Consider the following 26,478-nt stretch of genomic DNA (forward strand, 5'->3'; position numbering starts at 1 on the left):
TTCGACGCCATGAAGTTGACGTTGTCGGTGAGGTCCTTCCAGACGCCGGAGACGCCTCGGACCTGGGCGCGGCCGCCCAACTGGCCCTCGGTGCCGACCTCGCGGGCCACGCGCGTGACCTCGTCGGCGAACGCGGAGAGCTGGTCGACCATCGTGTTCACGGTCAGCTTCAGTTCGAGCAGCTCGCCCGTCGCCTCGATGGTGACCGTACGGGTCAGGTCGCCGCGGGCCACTGCCGTCGTCACCAGCGCGATGTCCCGCACCTGCGCCGTCAGCCGCGACGCCATCGTGTTCACGGCCTCGGTCACGTCGCGCCAACTGCCCGACAGGCCCTGGGCCTTGGCCCGGCCGCCGAGCCGGCCCTCGGTGCCGACCTCGCGCGCCACCCGCGTGACCTCACCGGTGAACAGGGAGAGCTGGTCCACCATCTTGTTGACCGCGCGGCCCAGGCTGCGCAGGTCACCGCGTAACTGCCGGGTGCCGTCGTGCAGGTCGACGCGCTGCGTCAGATCGCCGCCCGCCACCGCGTCCAGCACCCGGGTGGCATTGGCCGCCGGGGCCACCAGCGCCCCGATGACGGTGTTCACGTCGTGGACGCGGGTCGCCCACGCGCCGTACCCGGGGCTCGCCTCCATGCGCTCGTCGAGCCGCCCGTGCCGGACTATCTCCCGGCGCACGCGGGTCAGCTCGGTGCTGAAGTGGACGCTGCGGTCGACCAGTTGGTTGAACACCGCCCCCAGCTCGCCGACCAGTCCGTCCCCGGGCTCCAGGACGTGGACGAAATTCCCGTCCCGGGCGGCGGTGATGGCGGCCAGAAGTGGACGCAGGTCGGAGGCGCGGAGCGTGTCGCTCTCGAGCCCGCTGGAGTCCACACGCATAGCACTGTTCTCACTCATAGCGGCCCACTTCGGTGACTCGGCGCTTATGGCCATGGTCAGTCTGTCACTCTGTTCCTGTCGCCTGAGGCGTAAATGCCCGAACTGCTCAGGAGCCGAACCGTGGGGCCCATTCCACTTCAGCGGGAGACCACCATCAGTGGCCCCGACCTGGCGAACGTCGGGTCGGACGCAGGACCGGTCGTGGTGCGGACGTCGCTGCCCGGGAACCCGATGGCCCCCGCGGCCGCCCGCCGTTTCGTCCGCGCCGCCTTCGCCGACTGGACCGAACTCGCCCTGCCCGTGGCCGCCACCCTCAGTGACCGGCTGATCGACGACGCGGTCGTCGTCCTGAGCGAACTCGTCACGAACGCCGTCGTGCACGCGGGCACCAGCGTCGAGCTGTTGTGCCGCATGGAACCGGCCACACCGGACGGCACCCCGGCGGGCTTCGTCATCGAGGTCACCGACCACCACCCGTCGCGCTCCGTGCGCACCGACCGCCCGGCGCGCTCGCCCGAGACCTCCGAGTACGGCCGCGGCGTCCAGCTCGTCGCCGGGCTCGCCGAGGCGTGGGGGATCACCTACCGCGCGGGCACCAAGACCGTGTGGGCCCGCCTGCCCACCGATGGCGCCGGAACCACCGCACCCGAACAGCAGGCGGCGGGAGAGCAGGGTGCGGCGCCCCAGGGCGGCCAGGAGGCGTCCGCGCGCGCCCTCCAGCGCGGGCTGCGCGCCGCCGAGATCCTCGCGCCCGTGCCCCGCCGCGACCCGCAGGACCGCGACTGGATCAACCGCGGCGCGCTCTCCTTCCTCGCCGAGGCCTCCGACCTGCTCGCCGGACAGCTCGACGAGGACATGGTCGCCGCGCTCGTCGGACAGCTCCTCGTGCCGCGGCTCGCCGACTGGTGCGCGATCTGGCTCTACGACGAGGAGGGGCGCGGCCTGCCGGGCATCGCCGACCACGACGCGCGCGGCGGCGACCCCCTGCACGCGCCCCGGCTCGCCCGCGTCTGGCACGCCCACGAGAACCGCATCGAGGATCTGCGCCGGGTCCTGGAGAAGGAACCGCCCCGGCTGCCCGACTCCGTCCGCACCGCCGCCGTGCCCGTGCCCTGCCCCTTCGAGACCACCCCCGGCGACGCGGGCGCCGCGCTCGCCTACCGCCTCTCGGCGGGCGGCCGCACCCTCGGCATCCTGCTCATCGGCCGGAGCGGACTGCACGCCTTCCCCGACGAGGTCACCGGCCTCGTCGAGGACTTCAGCCGCCGGGTCGCGCTCGCCGTCAGCGCGGCCCGCCGCTTCACCCGGCAGGCCACCATCAGCCGGATCCTCCAGCGCGGCCTGCTGCCCACCTCCATCGCCGAGATCCCCGGCCTCAAGAGCGCCCTCGTCTACGAACCGAAGGAGCAGGGCGGCCCCGGCGGCGACTTCTACGACGTCTTCCCCGCCGGGGACGGACGCTGGTGCTTCACGCTCGGCGACGTCCAGGGCAAGGGGCCCGAGGCGGCCGTCGTGATCGGGCTCGCCCGGCCCTGGCTGCGGCTCCTCGCCCGCGAGGGGTACTCGGTCCACCAGGTCCTCGACCGGCTCAACCGGCTGCTGCTCGACGACGCCACCGAGGCCGCCGACGCCGCCGCCCGCGCGCTCGCCGCCGTCGGCGGACAGGGGGTGCCGCCGGAGGGCTCCACCTCCCGCTTCCTCTCCCTGCTCTACGGCGAACTGACACCCACCGCGGACGGCATGAGCTGCACCATCGCCTCCGCCGGGCATCCGCTGCCGCTCCTGATGCGGCCCGGCGGCGAGGTCGTCCCCGCCGCCGGGCCGCAGGTGCTGCTCGGCGTCGTCGACGACCCCGACTACACCAGCGAGACCTTCGAGCTGTCCGCCGGCGACACCCTCCTCTGCGTCACGGACGGGGTGACCGAGCGGCGCCGCGGGGCCCTCCAGTTCGACGACGGGGACGGGCTCGCGCAGGCCCTCGCCGGGTGCGCGGGCCTGTCGGCGCCCTTGCTCGCCGAGCGCATCCGGCGCCTCGTGCACGCCTTCGCCGACGCCCCGCCGGACGACGACCTGGCTCTGCTGGTGCTGCAGGCCGAGTAGCGCCCGGCGGCACCGGGGCCGCGGCCGGTGCGGGACAATGGACGTCATGCCTTCCGCACTTCCCGACGGCGAGCCCGTCCCCGCCGACGGTTCGCTGCCCGCCTCCGCCCTGGCCGGCGCGGCCTCGCGGCCGCTCGGTTTCTATCTGCACGTCCCGTACTGCGCCACCCGCTGCGGCTACTGCGACTTCAACACGTACACCGCGACCGAGCTGCGCGGCACCGGCGGTGTCCTCGCCTCCCGGGACAACTACGCGGACCTGGTCGTGGAGGAGGTCCGGCTCGCCCGGAAGGTCCTCGGCGACGACCCGCGGCCCGTGCGGACCGTGTTCGTCGGGGGCGGTACGCCGACGCTGCTCGCCGCCTCCGACCTCGTACGGATGCTGGGCGCGATCCGCGACGAGTTCGGGCTCGCCGACGACGCCGAGGTGACCACCGAGGCCAACCCCGAGTCGGTCGACCCGGCCTACCTCGCCGAGCTGCGGGCCGGCGGGTTCAACCGGATCTCGTTCGGGATGCAGAGCGCGCGGCAGCACGTCCTGAAGGTCCTCGACCGCACGCACACCCCCGGGCGGCCCGAGGCGTGTGTCGCGGAGGCGCGGGCCGCCGGGTTCGAGCACGTCAACCTCGACCTGATCTACGGCACCCCGGGCGAGACCGACGACGACTGGCGGGCCTCGCTGGACGCGGCCATCGGGGCCGGGCCCGACCACGTCTCCGCGTACGCGCTGATCGTCGAGGAGGGCACCCAGCTCGCCCGGCGGATCCGGCGCGGCGAGGTGCCGATGACCGACGACGACGTGCACGCGGACCGGTACCTGATCGCCGACGAGGCTTTCGCGGCCGCCGGGTTCCAGTGGTACGAGGTGTCGAACTGGGCCACCACCGAGGCGGGGCGGTGCCTGCACAACGAGCTGTACTGGCGTGGGGCCGACTGGTGGGGCGCCGGGCCCGGCGCGCACTCGCACGTGGGCGGGGTGCGGTGGTGGAACGTCAAGCATCCCGGCGCGTATGCCGCTGCGCTGGCCTCCGGGTCCTCTCCGGGGGCCGGGCGGGAGGTGCTGAGCGACGAGGACCGGCGGGTCGAGCGGATTCTGCTGGAGCTGCGGCTGCTCGACGGGTGCCCGGTGTCGTTGCTGAAGCCCGCCGGGCTTGCCGCCGCGCGGAAGGCTGTCGCCGACGGGTTGTTGGAGAGCGGGCCGTTCGACGAGGGGCGGGCTGTTCTGACGCTGCGGGGGCGGTTGCTGGCCGATGCCGTGGTCAGGGACCTGGTCGATTGAGGCGCCCACTCGCCGTAGGGGCTTCTGCGCGTGTGCGAGTGCGCGTGCGTCGTGGTTGCTCGCGCAGTTCCCCGCGCCCCTGCGGGGCGCTTCTTACCCCGTGACGAAGTCGATGAGTTCTTCGACTCGGCCCAGGAGTTCCGGTTCCAGGTCCTTGTAGGTGTGGACGCGGGACAGGATGTGCTGCCAGGCCTCGCCCGTGTTGGCCACGCGCCAGCCCAGGGCTCGGCAGACGCCCGTTTTCCAGTCCTGGCCGTGGGGGACCCGCGGCCAGGCGTCGATGCCCACCGAGGACGGCTTCACCGCCTCCCAGATGTCGATGTACGGGTGGCCCACCACCAGGGCGTGCTCGCTCGTCACCGACCGGGCGATCTTCCACTCCTTGGTGCCGGGGACCAGGTGGTCGACCAGGACGCCGAGGCGCGCGTCGGGGCCGGGGGCGAAGTCGGCGACGATCGCCGGGAGGTCGTCCACGCCCTCCAGGAACTCCACCGCCACGCCCTCGATGCGCAGGTCGTCGCCCCACACCCGCTCGATGAGCTCGGCGTCGTGCTTGCCCTCGACGTAGATCCGGCCGGCCCGCGCCACCCGGGCACGGGCGCCCGGAACCGCCATCGAGCCGGACGCCGTACGGACCGGACGTGCGGGCCCCGAGGCCGCCGACGGGCGGACCAGCGTGACGACCTTGCCCTCCAGCAGGAACCCGCGCGGCTCCATCGGGAAGACCCGCTGCTTGCCGAAGCGGTCCTCCAGGGTCACCGTCGGCCCCTGCGCCGTCTTCTCGACGCGGACCACCGCCCCGCAGAAGCCCGTACCGACCTCCTCGACGACCAGATCGGGCTCGGCGGGGACCTCCGGAACCGGCTTGTTCCGCTTCCAGGGAGGGGTCAGGTCAGGTGAGTACTGGCGCATTCGGCCGACGATATGAGGAAGGCGCCGGTCTCCGTCACGACACGCCGGAACGGGCCACCAGTGTGGCGCGTTGCGCGCGAACGAACGCCGCATTCACCACCGAACCGTGCCCGGGGACGTACCGCGCGTCCTCGCCGCCGAGCGCGAGCAGCCGGTCGAGCGCCGCCGGCCAGTGCCCCGGCGCCGCGTCCGGGCCCGCCTGCGGTTCGCCGGACTCCTCGACCAGGTCGCCGCAGAAGACGGTCACCGGGTTTCCCGGCACCAGGACCACCAGGTCGTGGGCGGTGTGGGCGGGGCCGAGGTTCGCGAGCAGCACCTGGAGGCCGTCGCCCAGATCCAGCGTCCACTCACCGCTGACCCGGTGCCGCGGGACGACCAGGACGTCGGTCGCCTCGGCGGCCTCGTCCGCGGGCAGCCCGTGCCGCACGGCGTCCTCGTACAGGGCGTCGCGGCCCCGCCCGAGGACGGTCTCGACGCCCACCGCCCCGTAGGTCCCGGCGCCCGCGAAGACGGCCGTGCCGAGCACGTGGTCGAAGTGCGGGTGGGTGAGCACGATGTGCGTCACCCGCGCGTGTGGTCCGAGCAGCCGCCGGACGTCCGCGCGCAGCCGGGCCCCTTCACGCAGTGAGGATCCCGTGTCGATCAGCAGGGCGGCGCCGGACCCGACGACGAGGCCGGTCGTGGCGTCCCAGCCCGGCAGCCGGATCCGCCCCACATGGGGCGCCAGCTCCTCCCAGCCCGCGGCCTTCCAGTCGATGACCGTCCTGACTGCCCGGGCTGCGCTGATTTCGTCATGGCCTTCCATACGTCGACGCTAGCGGCCTTGCCGGGCCCGTACCCGTCGGCCGTACACTGAGCCGGGGACTCCTGGCACTCACCCGTAGCGAGTGCCAGACAGGAAAGATCGCCGAAGATCACTCAGGGCGAAGCTGGAGGTGTGCGCCGATGCTCAGTGAACGCAGGCTCGAAGTGCTGCGCGCCATCGTCCAGGACTACGTGGGCACCGAGGAGCCGGTCGGCTCCAAGGCGCTCACCGAGCGGCACCGGCTCGGCGTCTCCCCGGCGACCGTGCGCAACGACATGGCCGCCCTGGAGGACGAGGGGTACATCGCCCAGCCGCACACCAGTGCCGGGCGCATCCCCACCGACAAGGGGTACCGCCTCTTCGTCGACAAGCTGACCAGCGTGAAGCCGATGACCGCGCCGGAGCGGCGGGCCGTCCAGAACTTTCTGGAGGGCGCCGTCGACCTGGACGACGTCGTCGGGCGTACCGTGCGGCTGCTCGCGCAGCTGACGCGGCAGGTGGCGATCGTCCAGTACCCGTCCCTGACCCGGTCCACGGTGCGCCATGTCGAGCTGCTGTCGCTGGCGCCCGCGCGTCTGATGCTCGTACTGATCACGGACACCGGGCGGGTCGAGCAGCGGATGATCGACTGCCCGGCGCCCTTCGGCGAGACGGCCCTCGCGGACCTGCGGGCCCGGCTCAACAGCCGGGTCGCGAGCCGCCGTTTCGCGGATGTGCCGCAGTTGGTGCAGGATCTGCCGGAGGCCTTCGAAGCGGAGGACCGCGGTACGGTCGCGACGGTGCTCTCCACTCTGCTGGAGACGCTCGTCGAGGAGTCCGAGGAGCGGCTGATGATCGGCGGCACCGCGAATCTCACCCGCTTCGGACATGACTTTCCCCTCACCATCCGGCCCGTGCTGGAGGCCCTTGAGGAGCAGGTCGTGCTCCTCAAGTTGCTTGGTGAGGTGGGCGATTCGGGCATGGCCGTACGCATCGGTCACGAGAACGCCCATGAGGGACTCAACTCCACGTCCGTGGTGTCGGTGGGCTACGGTTCGGGCGGCGAGGCAGTCGCCAAGCTCGGCGTGGTCGGACCGACCCGCATGGATTACCCGGGAACGATGGGAGCAGTACGCGCAGTGGCACGTTACGTCGGACAGATCCTGGCGGAGTCGTAAGTGGCCACGGACTACTACGCCGTACTCGGCGTGCGCCGCGACGCTTCCCAGGACGAGATCAAGAAGGCTTTTCGGAGGCTCGCCCGCGAGCTGCACCCGGACGTGAATCCGGATCCGAAGACCCAGGAGCGGTTCAAGGAGATCAACGCCGCCTACGAGGTGCTCTCCGACCCGCAGAAGAAGCAGGTCTACGACCTCGGGGGCGACCCCCTGTCGCAGTCCGGCGGAGGCGGTGCCGGAGGCTTCGGCGCCGGCGGGTTCGGGAACTTCTCGGACATCATGGACGCGTTCTTCGGTACGGCGTCGCAGCGTGGGCCCCGGTCCCGCACGCGCCGTGGCCAGGACGCCATGATCCGGCTGGAGGTCGAGCTGGACGAGGCCGCCTTCGGCACCACCAAGGACATCCAGGTCGACACCGCTGTGGTGTGCACGACCTGCAGCGGTGAGGGCGCCGCGCCGGGGACCTCCGCGCAGACCTGTGACATGTGCCGCGGCCGCGGTGAGGTCTCGCAGGTGACGCGGTCCTTCCTCGGCCAGGTCATGACCTCGCGGCCGTGCCCGCAGTGCCAGGGCTTCGGCACCGTCGTGCCGACCCCGTGCCCGGAGTGCGCCGGTGACGGCCGGATCCGGTCGCGGCGGACGCTGACGGTGAAGATCCCGGCCGGTGTGGACAACGGCACGCGGATCCAGCTCGCCGGTGAGGGCGAGGTCGGGCCCGGTGGCGGTCCCGCCGGTGACCTCTACGTCGAGATCCACGAGCTGCCGCACCCGGTGTTCCAGCGGCGCGGCGACGACCTGCACTGCACGGTCACCATTCCGATGACCGCCGCGGCGCTCGGTACGAAGGTGCCGCTGGAGACGCTCGACGGGCTGGAGGAGATCGACATCCGGCCCGGTACGCAGTCGGGGCAGTCCGTGCCGCTGCACGGGCGCGGTGTCACGCATCTGCGCGGGGGCGGGCGCGGTGACCTCATCGTGCACGTCGAGGTCATGACGCCGCAGAAGCTCGATCCCGAGCAGGAGCGGTTGCTGCGCGAGCTGGCCACGTTGCGGGGTGAGGAGCGCGTGAACGGGCAGTTTCAGCCCGGTCAGCAGGGGCTCTTCTCGCGGCTGAAGGATGCCTTCAACGGGCGGTGAGCTGGTGAATCGGAGGGGCTCGGGGTGTACCCCCGGGCCCCTTTTCGCGGCTAGGGCCTGTCTCCCAGATCCCTCCGTCCGCCCGGAGGGCGGGCCCTGCGGCGTCTGGTGCGTGCTCTCGGCGTGCCGGGTGCGAGGCCTCGTACTGGGCGTACTCGGCCTTGTGCCCGGTGCGGCGAGAGCGCGTGCCAGGCGTCGCGGGGCAGGAGGGATCTGGGAGACAGGCCCTAGGGGGGTGCCCCTGGCTGTTGGTGCCCGGGTGCGGGTGGTCTGTGGCTGGTCGCGCAGTTCCCCGCGCCCCTGTCGGGGCCGTTGTCGTGGCCTGCGATACAGGGCTCGGGCTGCGATTCGGTGGTCCTGCGCGGACGTGGCACGATGCCGGTATGTCCTCCTCCGCGCTGGCTGATCTCTGTCACTGCCCGATCGTGCAGGCCCCCATGGCGGGCGGTGCGTCGCGGCCCGAGTTGGTGGCCGCCGTGTCCGAGGCGGGAGGGCTCGGGTTTCTCGCCGCCGGGTACAAAACCGCCGACGGGATGTACCAGGAGATCCAGCAGGTACGGGGACTCACCGGGCGCCCCTTCGGCGTCAACCTGTTCATGCCGCAGCCCGAGTACGCCGACCCGGCCGCCGTCGAGGTGTACCGCAACCAGCTCGCCGGCGAGGCCACCTGGTACCAGACGCCGCTCGGCGACCCCGACAGCGGGCGGGACGACGGCTACGACGCCAAGCTGGCCATCCTCGTCGACGACCCGGTGCCGCTGGTCTCCTTCACCTTCGGCTGCCCCACCGTCGAGGTGATCGACGCGCTGCGCCGGGTCGGCACCCTCACCGTGGTCACCGTGACGACGGCGGCCGAGGCGAAGGCCGCGGAGGCCGTCGGCGCCGACGCCGTCTGCGTACAGGGCATCGAGGCCGGCGGCCACCAGGGCACCCACCGCGACTGCGCCGAGACCGACGGCAGCGGGGTCGGACTGCTCGCGCTCATCGCCCAGGTCCGCGAGGCGGTGCGGATGCCCGTCGTCGCGGCCGGCGGGATCATGAGGGGCGCGCAGATCGCGGCCGTGCTCGCGGCCGGTGCCGATCTCGCGCAGCTCGGCACCGCGTTCCTGGTCACGCCCGAGTCCGGGGCGCCCGATCTGCACAAGCAGGCCATGACGAACCCGCTGTTCACCCGTACCGAGCTGACCCGGGCGTTCTCCGGGCGGCCCGCGCGCGGCCTCGTCAACCGCTTCCTGCGCGAGCACGGCCCGTACGCGCCCGCCGCGTACCCCGAGGTGCACCACATGACGTCGCCGATCCGCAAGGCCGCCGCCAAGGCCGGGGACCCGCAGGCCATGGCGCTGTGGGCGGGCCAGGGCCACCGGCTCGCCCGGGAACTGCCCGCCGGGCAGCTCGTCGAGGTGCTCGCCGCCGAACTCGCCGAGGCGCAGGGCGCGTTGGGGCAGCGGGGTGCCGCGTGACGGCGCCGGTGTTCGTGGTCGAGGGGCCCGTCCCCGACGCCCGTACGTACGTCCTCGACGGCCCCGAGGGGCGGCACGCCGTCTCCGTGAAGCGGCTGCGGGCCGGGGAGCCGGTGGTGCTCACCGACGGCCTCGGCGCGTGGTGCGAGGGCGTCGTCGCGGGCAGCGAGGGCAAGGACCGGCTGCTCGTCGAGGCCGGGCCGGTGCGCACCGAGCCCGAGGAGCGGCCCCGTATCACCGTCGTCCAGGCCCTCCCCAAGGGCGACCGGGGCGAACTCGCGGTCGAGACCATGACCGAGACCGGCGTCGACGCGATCGTGCCCTGGGCGGCGTCGCGCTGCATCACCCAGTGGCGCGGCGAGCGCGGTCTCAAGGCGCTCGGCAAGTGGCGGGCCACCGCCCGCGAGGCCGGGAAGCAGTCGCGCCGCGTGCGGTTCCCCGAGGTCGCCGAAGCGGCGTCCACGAAGGAGGTCGCCGCGCTGCTCGCCGGAGCCGATCTCGCGGTCGTGCTGCACGAGGACCGGGAGCACCCGAGCGCCGCCCTCGCCACCGTCGACCTCCCGGCGGCCGGGGAGATCGTGCTCGTCGTCGGCCCCGAAGGAGGCGTCTCCCCCGAGGAGTTGGCGGTCTTCGACGAGGCCGGGGCGCGGACCTGCCGGCTCGGGCGGAGCGTGCTGCGGACCTCGACGGCCGGGACCGCGGCGGTCGCGTTGCTGCTGGGACGCACCGGCCGCTGGAGCTAGGAGTTCCCGGTTGCGGCCAGGACCGCGGTCCTGGCCGCAACTGTTCTACCGCCCGGCGACCCGCGGTGGCATCCTGCCGCACATGGGGGCATTGAGGGGTATCGGTGACCGTTTGCTCCGGTTGCGGGGGCGGCGCGTCGCGGCGGCTGCCGCGGTCGTCGTCGCCGCCGGACTGGGGGCCGTGGCGTGCCAGCCGACCGACGAGGATCTCAACCCGTCGACCGTCGCCGCCACCACGGACCAGCAGGGCACAGCCGAGCTCAACCGGCAGAACGCCCATGTGCGGTGGCTCAGTTGCAGCGCCGCGTACATCAACCGCACCTCGGGCAACGGGTCCACGTCGCAGGACGTGCACGTCGACTGCCACGGGAAGACGACGGACGGCAAGCAGATCACGCTGACCGGGGACGCGTATGCGGTGGTCTCGGGCAAGTGTGTGCGGGGCTCGTTCACGGCGAAGGTCGAGGGGAAGCTCTGGTTCCGAGTCGATGTGCTCGGGAACTGCTCGGCCCCGGACTCGACGCCGCCCGCGGAGCATTCGGACACCTGGAAGCCGTCGGACGAGCCGGAACCCTCGGACTCGTGGGAGCCGGAGCCGTCGGACACCTGGAAGCCCGAGCCGTCCGACACCTGGAAGCCGACGGACGAGCCCGAGCCCGGGGAGACCCGCACGATCACCGAGACCGTCACCGTCCCGGCGCCCGAGCCGACCTGCACCGACTCCCAGGACGCCGAGGCCGGGTGAACGCCCGGTGATCGCAAAACCGCGGACGCGGGACGCACGACAAAATTAGGCTGGCCGGGTGACGAACCCTGCCGCCTCCGCGTATCTCCGATTCCCGCATCCGCACGGCGAGTCGGTGGTCTTCACCGCCGAGGACGATGTGTGGGCCGCGCCGCTCGACGGCGGCCGCGCCTGGCGGATCAGCACGGACAACGTGCCGGTCAGCCACCCCCGCACATCCCCCGACGGCACCACCGTCGCCTGGACCTCGCGCCGCGACGGCGCGCCCGAGGTGCAGGTCGCGCCGGCCGACGGCGGACCCGCCGAGCGACTGACGTACTGGGGCAGCTGGACCACGTCCGTACGGGGCTGGACGCCCGACGGCCGGGTCCTCGCCATCAGTACGTACGGACAGGCCTCGCTGCGCCGCAGCTGGGCGCGGGCGCTGCCGCTCGACGGCGGGCCCGCCGAGACACTGCCCTACGGGCCCGTCGGCGGAGTCGCGTACGGGCCCGGCTCCCAGGTGGTCCTGCTCTCCGCGTCGATGGGCCGGGAGGCCGCCTGGTGGAAGCGGTACCGGGGCGGCACCGCGGGCAAGCTGTGGATCGGCCGGTCCGCCGAGGGCGCGGGCACGGAGGGCACCGGTGAGTTCGTCCGGCTCCACGCCGACCTCGACGGCAACATCGAGTACCCGATGTGGGTCGGCGAGCGGGTCGCCTTCCTCAGCGACCACGAGGGCGTCGGCGCCCTGTACTCCTCGGCGGCCGACGGCACCGACCTGCGCCGCCACAGCCCCGTCGACGGTTTCTACGCCCGGCACGCCGCGACCGACGGCACCCGGGTCGTCTGGTCCAGCGCCGGTGAACTGTGGGCCGTCGACGACCTGCTCGCCGCCGACGCGGCGCCCCGGCGGCTCGACATCCGGCTCGGCGGAGCACGCTCCGGGCGGCGGCCGCGCGCGGTGGACGCCACCCGCTGGTTCGGCGCCGCCTCGCCCGACCACACCGGGCGCGGCAGCGCCGTCGCGGTGCGCGGCGCCGTGCACTGGGTGACCCACCGCTCCGGCCCGGCCCGCGCGCTGGCCGCCGAGCCCGGTGTGCGGACCCGGCTCCCGCACACCTTCCGGGCCGGCGGCGAGGAGCACGTGGTGTGGGTGACGGACGCCGAGGGCGACGACGCCCTGGAGTTCGCGCCCGCCACCGGCACCACGCCCGGCGCCACCCCGCGCCGCCTCGGCGCGGGCCGGCTCGGCCGGGTCCTCGGGCTCACCGTCGCCCCCGACGGCGGGCGGGTCGCCGTCGCCGCGCACGACGGCCGGGTCCTCCTCGTCGAGCGGGACAGCGGCGACGTCCGCGAGGTCGACCGCAGCGAGGACGGCCACGCCACCGGACTCACCTTCTCGCCCGACTCGGCCTGGCTCGCCTGGTCGCACCCGGGCCCGCACGACCTGCGCCAGCTCAAACTGGCCAACGCCGCGGACCTGTCCGTGAGCGAGGCGACCCCGCTCCGGTTCCGGGACTACGCGCCCGCGTTCACGCTCGACGGCAAGCACCTGGCGTTCCTGTCGGCGCGCTCCTTCGACCCGCTCTACGACGAGCACTCCTTCGACCTCGCGTTCGTCGGCGGCTCGCGGCCGCATCTGATCACGCTGGCGGCGACCACCCCGTCGCCGTTCGGACCGCAGCGGCACGGACGCCCCTTCGACGCGCCGGACAGCCCCGGCTCCGAGACCCCGGAGAGCGAGGGCGCGCCCGCCACCCGCGTCGACCTCGAAGGGCTCGTCGACCGGATCGTGCCGTTCCCCGTCGAGGCCGCCCGCTACTCGACGCTGCGCACCGCCAAGGACGGCGTGCTGTGGCTGCGGCTCCCGGTCCGCGGTGTCCTCGGCGACGCGCGGGCCGCCCTCGCCGACGCCGAGCCCAGGACCCGCCTGGAGCGCTACGACCTGGTCCAGCAGCGCATCGAGGAGATCGGCTCCGACGCCGACCACTTCGAGGTCACCGGCGACGGCAAGCGGGTCCTGCTGTGGACCGGCGAGGTGCTCAAGGTCGTCCCCAGCGACCGGCGGCCCGCGCACGACGACTCCAGCGACACCAACATCACCGTCGACCTGGCCCGGATCTCCCAGCGCGTGGACCCGGCCGCCGAGTGGCGCCAGATGTACGAGGAGACCGGCCGCCTGATGCGGGACAACTTCTGGCGCGCCGACATGAACGGCGTCGACTGGGACGGTGTCCTCGCCCGCTACCGGCCCGTCCTCGACCGGGTCGCCACCCACGACGACCTCGTCGACCTGCTGTGGGAGGTGCAGGGCGAACTCGGCACCTCGCACGCCTACGTCGTCCCGAGCGGCGGGGGCGGCTCGGCACGGCGCCGCCAGGGGCTGCTCGGCGCCGACATCTCCCGCCACGACGACGGCAGTTGGCGCGTCGACCGGGTGCTGCCCTCGGAGACCTCCGACCCGCGCGCCCGGTCCCCGCTCGCCGCGCCCGGGGTCGCCGTGCGCGCCGGGGACGCCGTCGTCGCCGTCGGCGGGCTGCCCGTCGACCCCGTCACCGGGCCCGGGCCGCTGCTCGTCGGCACCGCCGACAAGCCGGTCGAGCTGACCGTCTCGCCGGCCGGCGGCGGTGACGCCCGGCATGTCGTCGTCGTACCGCTGGAGCACGAGGAACCGCTGCGCTACCACGCCTGGGTCGCCGACCGGCGGGCCTACGTCCACCGGCTCTCCGGCGGGCGGCTCGGCTATCTCCACGTCCCCGACATGCAGGCGCCCGGCTGGGCGCAGATCCATCGCGACCTGAGCGTGGAGGTGGCCCGGGAGGGGCTGGTCGTCGACGTCCGGGAGAACCGGGGCGGGCACACCTCCCAGCTCGTCGTGGAGAAGCTCGCGCGCCGGGTCGTCGGCTGGGACGTGCCGCGCGGCAGCCGCCCCTTCACGTACCCGATGGACGCGCCCCGGGGGCCCGTCGTCGCCGTCGCCAACGAGTTCTCCGGGTCGGACGGTGACATCGTCAACGCGGCGATCAAGGCGCTCGGCATCGGGCCCGTGGTGGGGGTACGCACCTGGGGCGGCGTCATCGGGATCGACAGCCGGTACCGGCTGGTGGACGGGACGCTGGTGACGCAGCCGAAGTACGCGACCTGGATGGAGGGGTTCGGGTGGGGGCTGGAGAACTACGGCGTGGACCCGGACGTCGAGGTGGTCGCCGCGCCGCATGACGTCGCGGCGGGCCGCGACCCCCAACTCGACGAGGCCGTCCGCCTTGCGCTGGCCGCGCTCGACCAGACCCCGGCCAGGTCCGCACCGCGATTGCCGGACCCGTCTGCCGGGTGAGGCCGCGTCTCAGGGTGCACCACCGTCGTGGCTGGTCGCGCAGTTCCCCGCGCCCCTGAGGCAGGCGCTTCGCGCCGCCTCCCCTTCAGAGGCTGCGGCTTCGCCGCGCCTCTGGTGATGAGATGGCGCACGAAGTGCGCATCTCAGGGGCGCGGGGAACTGCGCGAGAAGCGGCCGCCGGGCCGCAGGCGAATGAACTACCCAGGGGCGCGGGGAACTGCGCGGCCAGCCCCCACCGGGCCGGGGGCGGGTGAGACCGGTGACGCCCTCCACGCCTGTGATCGATACCATGCGGCCAGGCCGCGACCCCCTCGTGAAGGAGACGGAACATGCCCGGCGAAGCCCAGGCGGACTGCCTGTTCTGCAAGATCGTCGCGGGAGACGTCCCCGCCACGCTCGTCCGCGAGACGGAGACCACGGTCGCCTTCCGGGACATCAACCCCCAAGCCCCCACGCACGTCCTGGTGATCCCGCGGGTCCACCACCCCGACGCCGCGTCCCTGGCCGCGGCGGAACCGGCTATCGCCGCCGACGTGCTGCGCGAGGCGGGCGAGGTCGCCAAGGAGGAGAAGCTGGAGAGCTACCGGCTCGTGTTCAACACGGGCAGCGGCGCCGGCCAGACCGTCTTCCACGCGCACGCCCACGTCCTCGGCGGCCGCGGCCTCCAGTGGCCCCCCGGATAAGCACGGCCGACCCCTGATGTCCGTACGGGAATTCGTCGTCCTCGGCACCGCGAGCCAGGTGCCCACGAGGCACCGCAACCACAACGGCTACCTGCTGCGCTGGGACGGCGAGGGCATCCTCTTCGACCCCGGTGAGGGCACGCAGCGGCAGATGCTGCGTGCCGGCGTCGCCGCGCACGACCTGAACCGGATCTGCGTCACCCACTTCCACGGCGACCACAGCCTCGGCCTCGCCGGTGTCATCCAGCGGATCAACCTCGACCGGGTCCCGCACCCGGTCACCGCGCACTACCCGAAGTCGGGCCAGCGGTTCTTCGACCGGCTGCGGTACTCGACCGCGTACCGCGAGACGGTCGGGATCACCGAGGAACCGGTGAGCGGCGACAGCGCGGTGCTCGCCGAGACGCCCGGCTACCGCCTGGAGGCCCGCCGCCTGTCGCACCCCGTCGAGTCGTACGGGTACCTCCTCGTCGAGCCCGACCGGCTGCGGATGCTGCCCGAGCGGCTCGCCGCGCACGGCGTCACCGGGCCGGACATCGGCCGCCTCCAGAAGGCGGGCGAGCTGAACGGGGTCACGCTCGCCGACGTCAGCGAGACGCGGCGCGGGCAGCGGGTCGCGTTCGTGATGGACACCCGGATGTGCGACGGCGTCACCGCGCTCGCCGAGGGCTGCGACCTGCTCGTCATCGAGTCGACCTTCCTCGACGAGGACGCGCGGCTCGCCGCCGACCACGGCCACCTGACCGCAGGGCAGGCCGCCGCCGTCGCCCGGGACGCGGGCGTGCGGCACCTCGTGCTCACCCACTTCAGCCAGCGCTACACCGACCCGGACGAGTTCGCCCGGCAGGCGCGGGCCGCCGGGTTCGCGGGGGAGCTGACGGTCGCCCGGGACCTGGACCGCGTCACCGTCCCCAAACGCCGCTGACCTGGGCGCCGTACGATGAAGGGATGTCCCACGCACCACTCGCGCCCCTCGGGTCGCACGCCCTGATCCCCAAGGCCGAGCTCCACCTGCACATCGAAGGCACCCTCGAACCCGAGCTGGCCTTCGAGCTCGCCGCCCGCAACGGCATCACCCTGCCGTACCCGGACACCGAGACCCTGCGCAAGGCGTACCTCTTCGCCGACCTCCAGTCCTTCCTCGACCTGTACTACGCGCTGATGGCCGTGCTCATCACCGAGGACGACTTCGAGGCGCTGGCCGACGCCTATCTCGCCCGCGCCGCCGCGCAGGGCGTGCGGCACGCGGAGATCTTCTTCGACCCGCAGGCGCACTCGGCCCGCGGGGTGGCGATGGGGACCGTCGTGGAGGGCCTGTCGCGGGCGCTCGCCCGCAGCCAGGAGCGGCACGGCGTCACCACCAAGCTCATCCTCTGCTTCCTGCGCGACCAGTCCGCCGAGTCGGCGATGGAGACGCTGAACGAGGCGAAGCCGTACCTCGACAGGATCGTCGGCGTCGGGCTCGACTCCGCCGAGGTCGGCAACCCCGCGTCGAAGTTCCGCGAGGTGTACGAGGCCGCGGGCGCGCTGGGCCTGCGCAAGGTCGCGCACGCGGGCGAGGAGGGCGACCCGAGCTATGTGTGGGAGGCCCTGGACCTGCTCGGCGTCGAGCGCGTCGACCACGGCCTGCGCTCCCTGGAGGACCCCGAGCTGGTGGCCCGCCTGGTGCGCGACCGGATCCCGCTGACCCTGTGCCCGATGTCGAACGTGCGGCTGCGCACCATCGACGTCCTGGAGGACCACCCGCTCGTCGCGATGATGGACGCCGGGCTCGTCTGCACGGTCAACTCCGACGACCCGGCCTACTTCGGCGGCTACGCCGGGGACAACTTCCACGCGGTCGGCGAGGCGCTCGCCCTGGACCACGAACGGCTGCGGGAACTGGCCCGCAACTCGTTCGTGGCGTCCTTCCTGGACGGCAGCGCCGAGGAGGAGGCGCTGCGGGCGCGCTACCTCGCCGAGGTCGAGGCGTACGCCTTCGACGAGGGCGCCGACGCCACGGACTGACCCGACTGCGCGGGGCCCGCCGTCGTGAACTCGCCCTGGACCGGCTCCGGTCCGGCCTCGCACACGGCCGCGGGCACCTCGAACACGGAGATCTCGACCACCGGCTGCTCCAGCAGACCCGACGGCGGGACGATCGCGCCCACCGGGGCACCGCTGCGCCGCCTGGCCGCACCCGCGAACAGCGGGCGTCCGCCGGTGTGCAGGGCCACCGCGGTCAGCGGCACCGCGAGCAGGAGCAGCAGCGTGGCGAGGACCGCGCCCATCGCGGGGAAGCCCGCCGACTGCGACAGCGAACTGCCCACGAGCGGCCCGCAGGCCGTGCCCAGCGAGGACGCCGAGCCGACCAGCACCGCCCAGCGGCCGCGCGGGTCGAGGGACGCGGCGAGGCCGAGCAGGTAGGAGAGCACCACCGGGTACAGGGTGTTCCAGGCGATCTCGCCGAACGCGAAGGACCCAAGGCCGTCGGCGCGGGCGCTCAGCGCGATGCAGCAGGCGATGGCCGCCGTGCCCGCGCCGATCGGGACCGCGCGGCCGAGCCGGGCGCCGAGCGCGCCCGCGGCCAGCACCCCGAGCAGCCCGGCGCCGAGCCCGAGCGCGAAGACCGAGCCGACGGCGACCTCGGACAGGCCCGCCTGCTGGGTGCCGATACGGCTGCTCACGCCCCACAGGGAGTTCTGCGCCATCGACCAGCAGACGATGACCGCGGCCAGGACCATCCCCGAACGGGCGTAGGGGAGCGGTGACTTGGGCGCGGGAGCCGCGCTGTTGTCCGGGCCCGCCGGGCCGGACAGGAAGTGGGTCGCGGGCCAGACGCACAGCGCGGTCAGGGCCAGCGCCGCGAACGGCAGCCCGTGCCCGGTGCTGACCCGGGGGATCGTGAGATAGAGGGCGCCGGCGAGCGCCGAGACGGACAGCAGGCCGAGCGTGGAGGCGCGGTGCGGGTCCTTCTGGGCGGCGATCCCGGTGGCGGCGACCGCGGTCGCGGTGCCCGAGCCGAAGCCGCCGATCATCGCACCCGCGACGACCAGCGGGACGGAGGAGGCGAGCGCCGCGGTGCCGTAGCCGACGGCCGCGAGGAGGAGCCCGGAGCGGGCGGCGCGGCGCGCTCCGATCCGCTCGACGCGGGTCGCGAGGCCGAGGCCCGCGGTGGCCGAGCTCAGCAGCAGCGCGCTGCCGATGAGACCGGCCTGGGTGGGGTTCAGGCGCAGGCTGTCGGCGAGACGGCCGACAACCGTGGGCAGGAGATAAGCGGCGAGGTACCCGGCCGTGAAGAGGGCTATGAGAGCGGGCCGGGGGGTGCGCGAGGACACGGGCGTTCCTGTAGGACGGCCCCTTGCCGAGGACACGTGGGAACGCTGTTTTTGGGCAAGGGGGTGGTAAGGCAGGGGAGTTGGGGAGCACGACGTCTTTGCGAACGGGACCGAACCGGGGACGTCGGGTGCGGCCAATTTGTATCAAGCCGAAGGCCCCGCACAGAAGGCGGGGCCTTGTGACCTGAGACACATATGGTTTGGTGCTGGAGTCGCCGGGTAATCGAGGGCTTTTTCGCCCCTGGTTCAGCGCCAGTCGGGGGCGCCCGGCGCCCCTCGGTGGGCCGCCGTCTCGATCTTCGAGCGGATCTCCCGCATCACCGTCACGATGCGCTCCTCGTGCTCCGGCGTCAGCCGCACCACCGGCACCGAGCAGCTGATCGCGTCGTGCGCGGGGACCGCGCAGCGCAGCGCGAAGCCGAAGCCGACGATGCCCGCGACGGCCTCCTCGCGGTCGACCGAGTGGCCGCGCTCCCGGGTCTCCGCGAGATCGGCGGCGAGCGCCTCGCGGGTGGTGCGGGTGTGCTCGGTGGCGGACGGGTACGGGCCGGGCGGGAGGGCGTCGTCGCCGCGTTCGGCGAGCAGCGCCTTGCCGAGGGCGCCGACGTGCGCGGGCAGCCGGCGGCCGACCCGGCTGATGGTGCGCAGGTACTCGTGCGACTCACGGGTGGCGAGATAGGCGACGTCGAAGCCGTCGAGCCGCCCCAGGTGGATCGTCTCGCCGAGCGCGTCGGACGCCTCGTCGAGGAAGGGCCGCGCGATCCGCACGTACGGGTCGGTGTCCAGATAGCTGGTGCCGGTCAGCAGGGCGTGGATACCGATGCCGTACAGCGAGCCGGTGACGTCCGTGCGGACCCAGCCGCGCGCGATCAGCGTCCGCAGCAGCGCGTACATGGAGCTGCGTGGCACGCCCAGTTCGTCGGCCAGCTCCTGGAGGCGGGCCGGACGGTCGCCGCGGGCGGCGAGCACGTCCAGCAGCTCGACGGTGCGCGCCGCGGACTTCACCTCGCGGACACCCGGCATCTCAGACATGGGCCGATCGTAAGGCGGAGCCTCCGTCTCCCTCTCGACGCCCCATTGACGCCGCGTGTTCGTGTATCTAATCTCCGTCTACATGTGTGGATGTCATCTACGTACGGAGACGGCGCGATGGACGTAGTGGAGCGACTGCGAGCCGGGATGGAGCGCGGCGTGCTCTCCTTCCCGCTGACCAGCTTCCGGGCCGACGGCTCGCTCGACCTCGACGCGTACCGGGAGTACGTCGCCGCACAGGTGGCCACCGGCCCCGGCGCGGTCTTCCCGGCCTGCGGCACCGGCGAGTTCTTCTCCCTCGACGAGGACGAGTACCGGCAGGTCGTCACGGCCACCGTCGAGGAGAGCGCGGGCCGGCTGCCCGTCGTCGCCGGGATCGGCTACGGCTGGGCGCAGGCCGCCCGCTTCGCCCGCATCGCCGAGGAGGCGGGCGCCGACGCCCTGCTCGTCCTGCCGCACTACCTCGTCAGCGGGCCGCAGAGCGGGCTCGTGGCGCAGGTGGAGCAGATCGCGGCGCGCACCCGGCTCCCGCTGATCGTCTACCAGCGCGACCAGGTCGCCTTCAGCACCGAATCCCTGACGTCGATCGCTGCCCTGCCCACGGTCATCGGCCTCAAGGACGGCCACAGCGATCTCGACCGGCTCCAGCGCCTCACCCTCGCCGCGCCCGACGGCTTCCTGTTCTTCAACGGCGCCGCCACCGCCGAGATCCAGGCACGGGCCTACGCGGCCGTGGGCGTCCCCGCCTACTCCTCGGCCGTGCACGCCTTCGCCCCGGAGATCGCCGCCGCCTTCCTCGCCGCCCTGCGCGACGCCGACCACCCCCGCGTCGACCGGCTGCTGCGCGACTTCTACCTGCCCTTCGTCGAGATCCGCGACCGCGTCCCCGGCTACGGCGTCTCGCTCGTCAAGGCCGCCGCCCGGCTGCGCGGCCGCCCCGTCGGCCCGGTCCGCGCCCCGCTCGCCGACCCGGGCCCGGCCGACCTCGCCGACCTGGAGCGGGTGCTCGCCGCCGGCCTCGACCTCGTACCCTCCGCGTCCCCCTTCTCCGGAGCCGCCCGATGACCGATCTGACGATCACCGACGTCCGCCTCACCCCGATCCTCGTCGCGGACCCGCCCCTGCTGAACACCCAGGGCCTGCACCAGCCGTACACGCCCCGGCTCCTCATCGAGGTGGTCACGGCCGACGGCGTCACCGGTGTCGGTGAGACGTACGGCGACGCCAAGTACCTGGAGCTGGCCCGCCCCTTCGCCGACAAGCTGACAGGACGTCAAGTCAGTGACCTGAACGGCCTGTTCACCATCGCGGACGCCGTCTCCGTCGACGAGTCCCGGGTCGACCACCAGGTCGACGTCGGCGGGCTCCGCGGCGTCCAGACCGCCGACAAACTCCGCCTCTCCGTCGTCTCCGGCTTCGAGGTCGCCTGCCTCGACGCGCTCGGCAAGGCGCTCGGCCTGCCCGTGCACGCCCTGCTCGGCGGCAAGCTGCGCGACACCGTCGAGTACAGCGCCTACCTCTTCTACAAGAACGCCGAGCACCCGCCCGGCGTCCCGGGCGAGCGCGACGACTGGGGCGCCGCGCTCGACCCGGCCGGGGTCGTCGCCCAGGCCCGCCTCTTCCACGAGCGCTACGGCTTCGAGTCGTTCAAGCTCAAGGGCGGCTGCTTCCCGCCCGACGAGGAGATCGCCGCCGTCCGCGCGCTCGCCGAGGCGTTCCCGGGCAAACCGCTGCGGCTCGACCCCAACGGCGCCTGGTCCGTGGAGACGTCGCTCAAGGTCGCCGCCGAGCTGAAGGACGTACTCGAATACCTGGAGGACCCGGCGCTCGGCACCCCCGCCATGGCCGAGGTCGCCGCGCGGGCCGGGGTGCCGCTCGCGACCAATATGTGCGTGACGACGTTCGCCGAGATCCAGGAGGCGTTCACCACCGGCGCCGTGCAGGTGGTCCTCTCCGACCACCACTACTGGGGCGGGCTGCGCAACACGCAGCAACTGGCCGCGATCTGCCGCACGTTCGGGGTCGGGATCTCCATGCACTCCAACACCCACCTCGGGATCAGCCTCGCCGCGATGACCCAGGTGGCGGCCACGGTGCCGAACCTCCATCACGCCTGCGACTCCCACTACCCGTGGCAGTCCGAGGACGTCCTCACGGAACGCCTCACCTTCGACGCCGGCCGCGTCACCGTCTCCGACGCCCCGGGTCTTGGCGTCACCCTGGACCCCGACAAGGTCGCCCACCTCCACCGGCGGTGGCTGGACCCGTCCTACGCGCATCTGCGCGACCGGGACGACGCGGCGGCGATGCGCGTCCTGGACCCGTCGTGGGTGACCCCCACCGTCCCGCGCTGGTAGTTCTCCGTCCGCGGCCCGGTGGCCTCTTCTCGCGCAGTTCCCCGCGCCCCTGAAGCGAGCTGCGCTCGCTCAGGGGCGCGGGGAACTGCGCGACCAGCCACGACGGCGGGACGGTTGGGCTGACGGGTCCGACGAGGCGCGCCGCGATTCAGGCACACTGTCCGGACCCGCACCCCCAGGGAGGACCCCGTGCCGCTCGCAGAGAGGCCCCGAACCGACCCCCTCGCCCCCCTGCGCACCGCCACCGACCCACCCTGCGACGTCTACCTGACCGGCACCGTCTTCCTCGACATCATCTTCACCGGCCTCGACTCGGCCCCGGTGCGCGGCACCGAGTCCTGGGCAAGAGGCATGGGTTCGAGCCCCGGCGGCGTCGCCAACATGGCCACCGCCCTGGCCCGCCTCGGCCTGCACACCTCCCTCGCCGCGGCCTTCGGCGACGACCACTACGGCGAGTACTGCTGGGACACCCTCGAACAGGGCGAGGGCATCGACCTCGGCTACTCGCGCACCGTCCCCGACTGGCACTCGCCGGTCACCGTCTCCATGGCGTACGAGGGCGAACGCACCATGGTGAGCCACGGCCACGAGCCGCCGCCCCAGGAGCCCGCCCCGCGCTGCCCGCCCCGCTCCCGCGCCGCCGTCGCCTCCCTGGCCCCCGGCGTCGACGAACCCTGGGTGGGCGAGGCCGCCCGGCACGGCACCCGGATCTTCGCCGACGTCGGCTGGGACGACACCGGCCGCTGGGACCTGGCGGCGCTCCCCGACCTCGGCCAGTGCGAGGCGTTCCTGCCCAACGCCGAGGAGGCGATGCGCTACACCCGCACCTCCTGCCCCCGCGCCGCCGCCCACGCCCTCGCCGAACACGTCCCGCTCGCCGTCGTCACCCTCGGCGCCGAGGGCGCGTACGCCGTCGACGGCCGCACCGGCGAGACCGCCTCCGTCCCCGCGATCGAGGTCGAGGCGCTCGACCCGACCGGCGCCGGGGACGTCTTCGTCGCCGGGTTCGTCACCGGCACCCTCGCAGGATGGCCCCTCGCCGACCGCCTCGCCTTCGCCGGACTCACCGCCGCCCTCTCGGTCCAGGAGTTCGGCGGCTCCCTGTCCGCGCCCGGCTGGTCCGAGATCGCCGCATGGTGGAAGCAGGTGCGGTCGTACGCGGACCAGGACCGGGCGGCGCTGAGCCGGTACGCCTTCCTGCACCCGCTGCTGCCCGAGACGTCCCGGCCGTGGCCGCTGCGGCGCGCGGTGCCGACCATCGGCTTCGGCCGGTCCGCGTAAAAGTGCTTGTCGGGTGCCGGGCGGCCGTGCGAAAGTGACGGCCGCCGCCATCCCGCGGCGATCACGCCTTTTCATCCTCCAAGGACTGAAGCCCATGAACTCGGCGACCTCCAGCGGCCGCCGTCGGTACTGACCGCCTTCCACGGCTCGGTACCGGGCGCCCACGCCCTCCTCACGGCGGCCCCACGCACCCCCTGTTGTGCGCCTTTCTCACGTGAGGGAACCACCATCACCATGGACCACGACGTCCAGCGTTTCACCGTCACCCACCTGCGCCGCCGCCCGGCGCCCGTGGAGACCGGCGGCTTCGTCCTCGGCTTCGACCCGGACACCACCAGCCCCTTCATCAACTACGCCACCCCGCTGCCCGGCGCCGCCCCCACCGCGGCCGACGTGGCGGCGCTCGTCGCCGCGTTCCGCGAGCGGGACCTGACACCCCGCCTGGAGTTCACGCCGGACGCCGCGCCCGAGGCCGCCGCCGCGCTCACCGCGGCGGGCTTCACCACCGAGGCCGAGCACACCTACCTCGTGTGCACCCCCGACACGCTCGCCGTGCCGGAGGCGGGTCCGGCCGTCGAAGCGCCGACCACGGACGCCGACTACCTGTCCCTCGACGCGGCCCTCGCCGAGGCGTTCGGAGGCGAGTTCCCGCAGTCCGACGAGGGCGCGGCCCGGCTGCGCCGCACCGCGGAGACCGGCGGCGCCGTCCGGCTCGTCCGGGCCGCGGACGGCACCGTCGCCGGGGGAGCCCTGTGCAGCGCGCCCGCCGCGGGCACCGCCGAACTGGCCGGCGTCGGCACCCGCCCCGCCCACCGCGGCCGGGGCATCGCCGCCGCCGTCACCGCGGAACTGGCCCGCACGATGCTCCACGAACGCGGCGCCGGCTCGGTGTGGCTGGAGTACGGCGGCCAGGACTCCCGCCGCGTCTACGAACGCGTCGGGTTCCGGCCGCGCGGCACGCGCCGGTACGCACGCCTCGACGTCTGACGCGGACCCGGCACCGACACGGCCGGGGCCCGCCCCTGGCGCCCCGGCCGTATCCGGAAACCCGCTCGGCGTTGTCGTACCCGCGCCGTACCCTTGGCGGTGTAGCACCCGCAGCAAGATCCCGCAGATTCCACCAGCCCGTACGGGGAGGAAGCAAGGGCCACCGGCCCGGCTCATGACGCAGACACCATCCAGCGCCCGCGCGCAGTTCACCGTCCCGGCCAAGCACCCCATGGTCGAGGTCCTGGGATCCGGCGACGCACTGCTGCGAGTGATCGAGAAGGCCTTCCCGGAGGCCGACATCCACGTCCGGGGCAATCAGATCAGCGCGACCGGAGAGCCCGCCGAAGTGGCCCTCGTCCAGCGACTGTTCGACGAGATGATGCTGGTCCTGAGGACGGGAGCCCCGATGACCGAGGACGCCGTGGAGCGCTCCATCGCGATGCTGAAAGCGACGGAGAACGGCGAGGGCGACGGCGCGGAGACCCCCGCCGAGGTCCTCACGCAGAACATCCTCTCGTCGCGCGGCCGCACCATCCGCCCCAAGACGCTGAACCAGAAGCGGTACGTCGACGCGATCGACAAGCACACGATCGTCTTCGGCATCGGCCCCGCCGGCACCGGCAAGACCTACCTGGCGATGGCCAAGGCGGTCCAGGCCCTCCAGTCCAAGCAGGTCAACCGCATCATCCTGACCCGCCCCGCGGTGGAGGCCGGCGAGCGCCTGGGCTTCCTGCCCGGCACCCTCTACGAGAAGATCGACCCGTACCTGCGCCCGCTGTACGACGCCCTGCACGACATGCTCGACCCGGACTCGATCCCGCGCCTGATGGCGGCGGGCACGATCGAGGTGGCACCGCTGGCGTACATGCGCGGGCGCGCCCAGCCGACGTTCACCAACGTCCTCACGCCGGACGGCTGGCGCCCCATCGGTGACCTTCAGGTCGGCGATCTGGTCATGGGCTCCGACGGCGAACCGACTCCGGTCCTCGGCGTCTACCCGCAGGGCGAGAAGGACGTCTACCGCGTCACCGCCCAGGACGGCTCCTGGACCCTGGCCTGCGGCGAGCACCTGTGGACGGTCAGAACGCGCGACGACGCGCGCCGCGACAAGCCGTGGCGGGTCCTCGAAACCCAGGACATGATCGGCAATCTGCGGGCCGCGCACTACCGCAGGTACGAGCTGCCGCTGCTGACGGCCCCGGTGGAGTTCCCAGAGCGTGCCGTACCGATGGACCCGTACGCGCTTGGGCTGCTGCTCGGCGACGGATGCCTGACAGGCTCCACCACTCCGTCCTTCGCGACGGAGGACAAAGAGCTCGCGGAGGCGCTGGAGCACGCTCTGCCGGGCGTCACGGTGCGCCACAAGTCCGGTCCGGACTACGTGCTCAACCGCATCAAGTCGCCCGGTGACGTCGTCACCATCGAGAACCCCGTGACGGGCATGCTGCGTCAGCTCGACCTGATCGGCACCCGCTCGCACTCCAAGTTCGTCCCGGACGACTACCTGTACAACACGTCCGAGGTGCGGCTCGCAGTCCTCCAAGGACTGCTCGACTCCGACGGCGGCCCGGTCACTCAGACCGACCGCACCTGCCGGATCCAGTATTCGACCGCGTCGATCATCCTGCGCGACGACGTCATCGCCCTGGTCCAGTCGCTGGGCGGTGTCGCCTACACGCGACGACGGCTGGCGAGGGACCGTGAGCAGGGAACCGCCCTGGCGGCCCACCGCTACGACAGCCACGTCCTGGACATCCGCCTTCCCGAAGGCATCGAGCCCTTCCGCCTCGCCCGCAAGGCCGAGAAGTACCGTGCGGCCGGAGGAGGCGGACGGCCGATGCGCTTCATCGACTCGATCGAGCCCGCGGGGCGCGAGGAGACGGTCTGCATCCAGGTGGCGGCGGAGGACTCCCTCTACGTCACGCAGGACTACCTGCTCACGCACAACACGCTCAATGACGCATTCATCATCCTCGACGAGGCCCAGAACACGAGCCCCGAGCAGATGAAGATGTTCCTGACCCGGCTCGGGTTCGAGTCGAAGATCGTGATCACCGGTGACGTGACGCAGGTCGACCTGCCGAACGGCACGAAGTCCGGGCTCCGGCAGGTTCAGGAGATCCTGGAGGGGCTCGACGACGTGCACTTCTCGCGCCTGTCGTCCCAGGATGTCGTGAGGCACAAGCTGGTCGGCCGTATCGTCGACGCGTACGAGAAGTACGACACCGAGCACGGCACGGAGAACGGCACCCACAAGGGCCGCCCCAGAGGGAAGTAGAGAACCAACAG

21 protein-coding genes are annotated in these 26,478 nt (G+C 73.1%); 16 read left to right on the forward strand and 5 right to left on the reverse strand.

Going from position 1 to position 26,478, the window contains the following annotated elements; genetic code table 11:
* Positions 1-896: HAMP domain-containing protein (locus K377_RS34855; protein ID WP_161195109.1), on the reverse strand; the 896-nt coding region annotated here is incomplete at its 3' end.
* Between the two features lie 102 nt (positions 897-998).
* Here K377_RS34855 and K377_RS34860 point away from each other — a divergent pair.
* Together K377_RS34860 and hemW are read left to right on the forward strand one after the other, a co-directional pair.
* Complete coding sequence (locus tag K377_RS34860) at positions 999-2,978, forward strand: SpoIIE family protein phosphatase (protein WP_375605987.1); 1,980 nt, start codon at positions 999-1,001, stop codon at positions 2,976-2,978.
* Between the two features lie 46 nt (positions 2,979-3,024).
* A complete protein-coding gene (gene hemW / locus K377_RS34865) occupies positions 3,025-4,257 on the forward strand; it encodes a radical SAM family heme chaperone HemW (protein ID WP_181512723.1) in 1,233 nt (410 codons plus the stop codon).
* A gap of 93 nt (positions 4,258-4,350) precedes the next feature.
* Here the strand turns inward: hemW and K377_RS34870 are convergent, their stop codons facing one another.
* Both K377_RS34870 and K377_RS34875 read right to left on the reverse strand, forming a co-directional pair.
* Positions 4,351-5,169, reverse strand: coding sequence for a DUF3097 domain-containing protein (locus tag K377_RS34870; protein ID WP_111667635.1), 819 nt, complete (start codon positions 5,167-5,169; stop codon positions 4,351-4,353).
* A gap of 34 nt (positions 5,170-5,203) precedes the next feature.
* A complete protein-coding gene (locus tag K377_RS34875; RefSeq protein ID WP_111667636.1) occupies positions 5,204-5,974 on the reverse strand; it encodes an MBL fold metallo-hydrolase in 771 nt (256 codons plus the stop codon).
* A 140-nt stretch (positions 5,975-6,114) separates the two neighbouring features.
* Between K377_RS34875 and hrcA the strand changes: the two genes are divergently transcribed.
* From hrcA to K377_RS34925, 9 genes are all read left to right on the forward strand, one after another.
* Positions 6,115-7,131, forward strand: coding sequence for a heat-inducible transcriptional repressor HrcA (gene hrcA, locus K377_RS34880; RefSeq protein ID WP_111667637.1), 1,017 nt, complete (start codon positions 6,115-6,117; stop codon positions 7,129-7,131).
* Complete coding sequence (gene dnaJ / locus K377_RS34885) at positions 7,132-8,268, forward strand: molecular chaperone DnaJ (RefSeq protein ID WP_111667638.1); 1,137 nt, start codon at positions 7,132-7,134, stop codon at positions 8,266-8,268.
* A 383-nt stretch (positions 8,269-8,651) separates the two neighbouring features.
* Complete coding sequence (locus tag K377_RS34895) at positions 8,652-9,728, forward strand: nitronate monooxygenase (RefSeq protein ID WP_111667639.1); 1,077 nt, start codon at positions 8,652-8,654, stop codon at positions 9,726-9,728.
* Entirely contained in the window at positions 9,725-10,471 is a 747-nt protein-coding gene (locus K377_RS34900; RefSeq protein ID WP_111667640.1) for a 16S rRNA (uracil(1498)-N(3))-methyltransferase, read from the forward strand. Before K377_RS34895 ends, K377_RS34900 begins: the two co-directional genes overlap by 4 nt.
* An 82-nt stretch (positions 10,472-10,553) precedes the next feature.
* A complete protein-coding gene (locus K377_RS34905; protein ID WP_146614814.1) occupies positions 10,554-11,216 on the forward strand; it encodes a hypothetical protein in 663 nt (220 codons plus the stop codon).
* Positions 11,217-11,274: 58 nt separating this feature from the next.
* Positions 11,275-14,529 carry a S41 family peptidase gene (locus tag K377_RS34910; RefSeq protein WP_111667642.1) on the forward strand — a complete coding sequence of 1,085 codons (3,255 nt, stop codon included), beginning with the start codon at positions 11,275-11,277 and terminating at the stop codon, positions 14,527-14,529.
* Between the two features lie 329 nt (positions 14,530-14,858).
* Positions 14,859-15,212, forward strand: coding sequence for a histidine triad nucleotide-binding protein (locus K377_RS34915; protein ID WP_111667643.1), 354 nt, complete (start codon positions 14,859-14,861; stop codon positions 15,210-15,212).
* 16 nt (positions 15,213-15,228) lie between these two features.
* On the forward strand, positions 15,229-16,137 hold the full coding sequence (locus K377_RS34920) for a ribonuclease Z (protein WP_111667644.1): 909 nt from the start codon (positions 15,229-15,231) through the stop codon (positions 16,135-16,137).
* Between the two features lie 23 nt (positions 16,138-16,160).
* The gene (locus K377_RS34925) at positions 16,161-17,219 is read left to right on the forward strand and encodes an adenosine deaminase (RefSeq protein WP_111667645.1); all 1,059 of its coding nucleotides are present in this window, start codon (positions 16,161-16,163) and stop codon (positions 17,217-17,219) included.
* On the opposite strand, the gene K377_RS34930 is transcribed toward K377_RS34925, so the two are convergent.
* Entirely contained in the window at positions 17,162-18,529 is a 1,368-nt protein-coding gene (locus K377_RS34930; RefSeq protein ID WP_111667646.1) for an MFS transporter, read from the reverse strand. The genes K377_RS34925 and K377_RS34930 overlap by 58 nt on opposite strands.
* Positions 18,530-18,775: 246 nt before the next feature.
* A complete protein-coding gene (locus K377_RS34935) occupies positions 18,776-19,561 on the reverse strand; it encodes an IclR family transcriptional regulator (RefSeq protein ID WP_111667647.1) in 786 nt (261 codons plus the stop codon).
* 90 nt (positions 19,562-19,651) lie between these two features.
* On the opposite strand from K377_RS34935, the gene K377_RS34940 reads away from it, so the two are divergent.
* From K377_RS34940 to K377_RS34960, 5 genes are all read left to right on the forward strand, one after another.
* Positions 19,652-20,626, forward strand: a complete 975-nt coding sequence (locus K377_RS34940) for a 5-dehydro-4-deoxyglucarate dehydratase (protein WP_111667729.1) — start codon at positions 19,652-19,654, stop codon at positions 20,624-20,626.
* On the forward strand, positions 20,623-21,918 hold the full coding sequence (locus K377_RS34945) for a glucarate dehydratase family protein (protein ID WP_111667648.1): 1,296 nt from the start codon (positions 20,623-20,625) through the stop codon (positions 21,916-21,918). Before K377_RS34940 ends, K377_RS34945 begins: the two co-directional genes overlap by 4 nt.
* A 189-nt stretch (positions 21,919-22,107) precedes the next feature.
* A complete protein-coding gene (locus K377_RS34950) occupies positions 22,108-23,199 on the forward strand; it encodes a carbohydrate kinase family protein (protein ID WP_111667649.1) in 1,092 nt (363 codons plus the stop codon).
* A 234-nt stretch (positions 23,200-23,433) separates the two neighbouring features.
* A complete protein-coding gene (locus tag K377_RS34955; RefSeq protein WP_111667650.1) occupies positions 23,434-24,186 on the forward strand; it encodes a GNAT family N-acetyltransferase in 753 nt (250 codons plus the stop codon).
* Positions 24,187-24,361: 175 nt separating this feature from the next.
* The gene (locus tag K377_RS34960; protein WP_111667651.1) at positions 24,362-26,467 is read left to right on the forward strand and encodes a PhoH family protein; all 2,106 of its coding nucleotides are present in this window, start codon (positions 24,362-24,364) and stop codon (positions 26,465-26,467) included.
* Positions 26,468-26,478 lie beyond the last annotated feature (11 nt).

Source organism: Streptomyces sp. PsTaAH-137 (genome assembly GCF_003259365.1).
Lineage (GTDB): Bacteria > Actinomycetota > Actinomycetes > Streptomycetales > Streptomycetaceae > Streptomyces.

Coding starts and splice junctions, on each gene's coding strand:
- hrcA (WP_111667637.1), top strand. CDS start 6,115: ATGCTCAGTGAACGCAGGCTCGAAGTGCTGCGCGCCATCGTCCAGGAC.
- K377_RS34940 (WP_111667729.1), top strand. CDS start 19,652: ATGTCATCTACGTACGGAGACGGCGCGATGGACGTAGTGGAGCGACTG.
- K377_RS34895 (WP_111667639.1), top strand. CDS start 8,652: ATGTCCTCCTCCGCGCTGGCTGATCTCTGTCACTGCCCGATCGTGCAG.
- K377_RS34905 (WP_146614814.1), top strand. CDS start 10,554: ATGGGGGCATTGAGGGGTATCGGTGACCGTTTGCTCCGGTTGCGGGGG.
- K377_RS34955 (WP_111667650.1), top strand. CDS start 23,434: ATGGACCACGACGTCCAGCGTTTCACCGTCACCCACCTGCGCCGCCGC.
- K377_RS34870 (WP_111667635.1), bottom strand. CDS start 5,169: ATGCGCCAGTACTCACCTGACCTGACCCCTCCCTGGAAGCGGAACAAG.
- K377_RS34945 (WP_111667648.1), top strand. CDS start 20,623: ATGACCGATCTGACGATCACCGACGTCCGCCTCACCCCGATCCTCGTC.
- K377_RS34925 (WP_111667645.1), top strand. CDS start 16,161: ATGTCCCACGCACCACTCGCGCCCCTCGGGTCGCACGCCCTGATCCCC.
- K377_RS34920 (WP_111667644.1), top strand. CDS start 15,229: ATGTCCGTACGGGAATTCGTCGTCCTCGGCACCGCGAGCCAGGTGCCC.
- K377_RS34915 (WP_111667643.1), top strand. CDS start 14,859: ATGCCCGGCGAAGCCCAGGCGGACTGCCTGTTCTGCAAGATCGTCGCG.
- K377_RS34960 (WP_111667651.1), top strand. CDS start 24,362: ATGACGCAGACACCATCCAGCGCCCGCGCGCAGTTCACCGTCCCGGCC.
- K377_RS34875 (WP_111667636.1), bottom strand. CDS start 5,974: ATGGAAGGCCATGACGAAATCAGCGCAGCCCGGGCAGTCAGGACGGTC.
- hemW (WP_181512723.1), top strand. CDS start 3,025: ATGCCTTCCGCACTTCCCGACGGCGAGCCCGTCCCCGCCGACGGTTCG.
- K377_RS34935 (WP_111667647.1), bottom strand. CDS start 19,561: ATGTCTGAGATGCCGGGTGTCCGCGAGGTGAAGTCCGCGGCGCGCACC.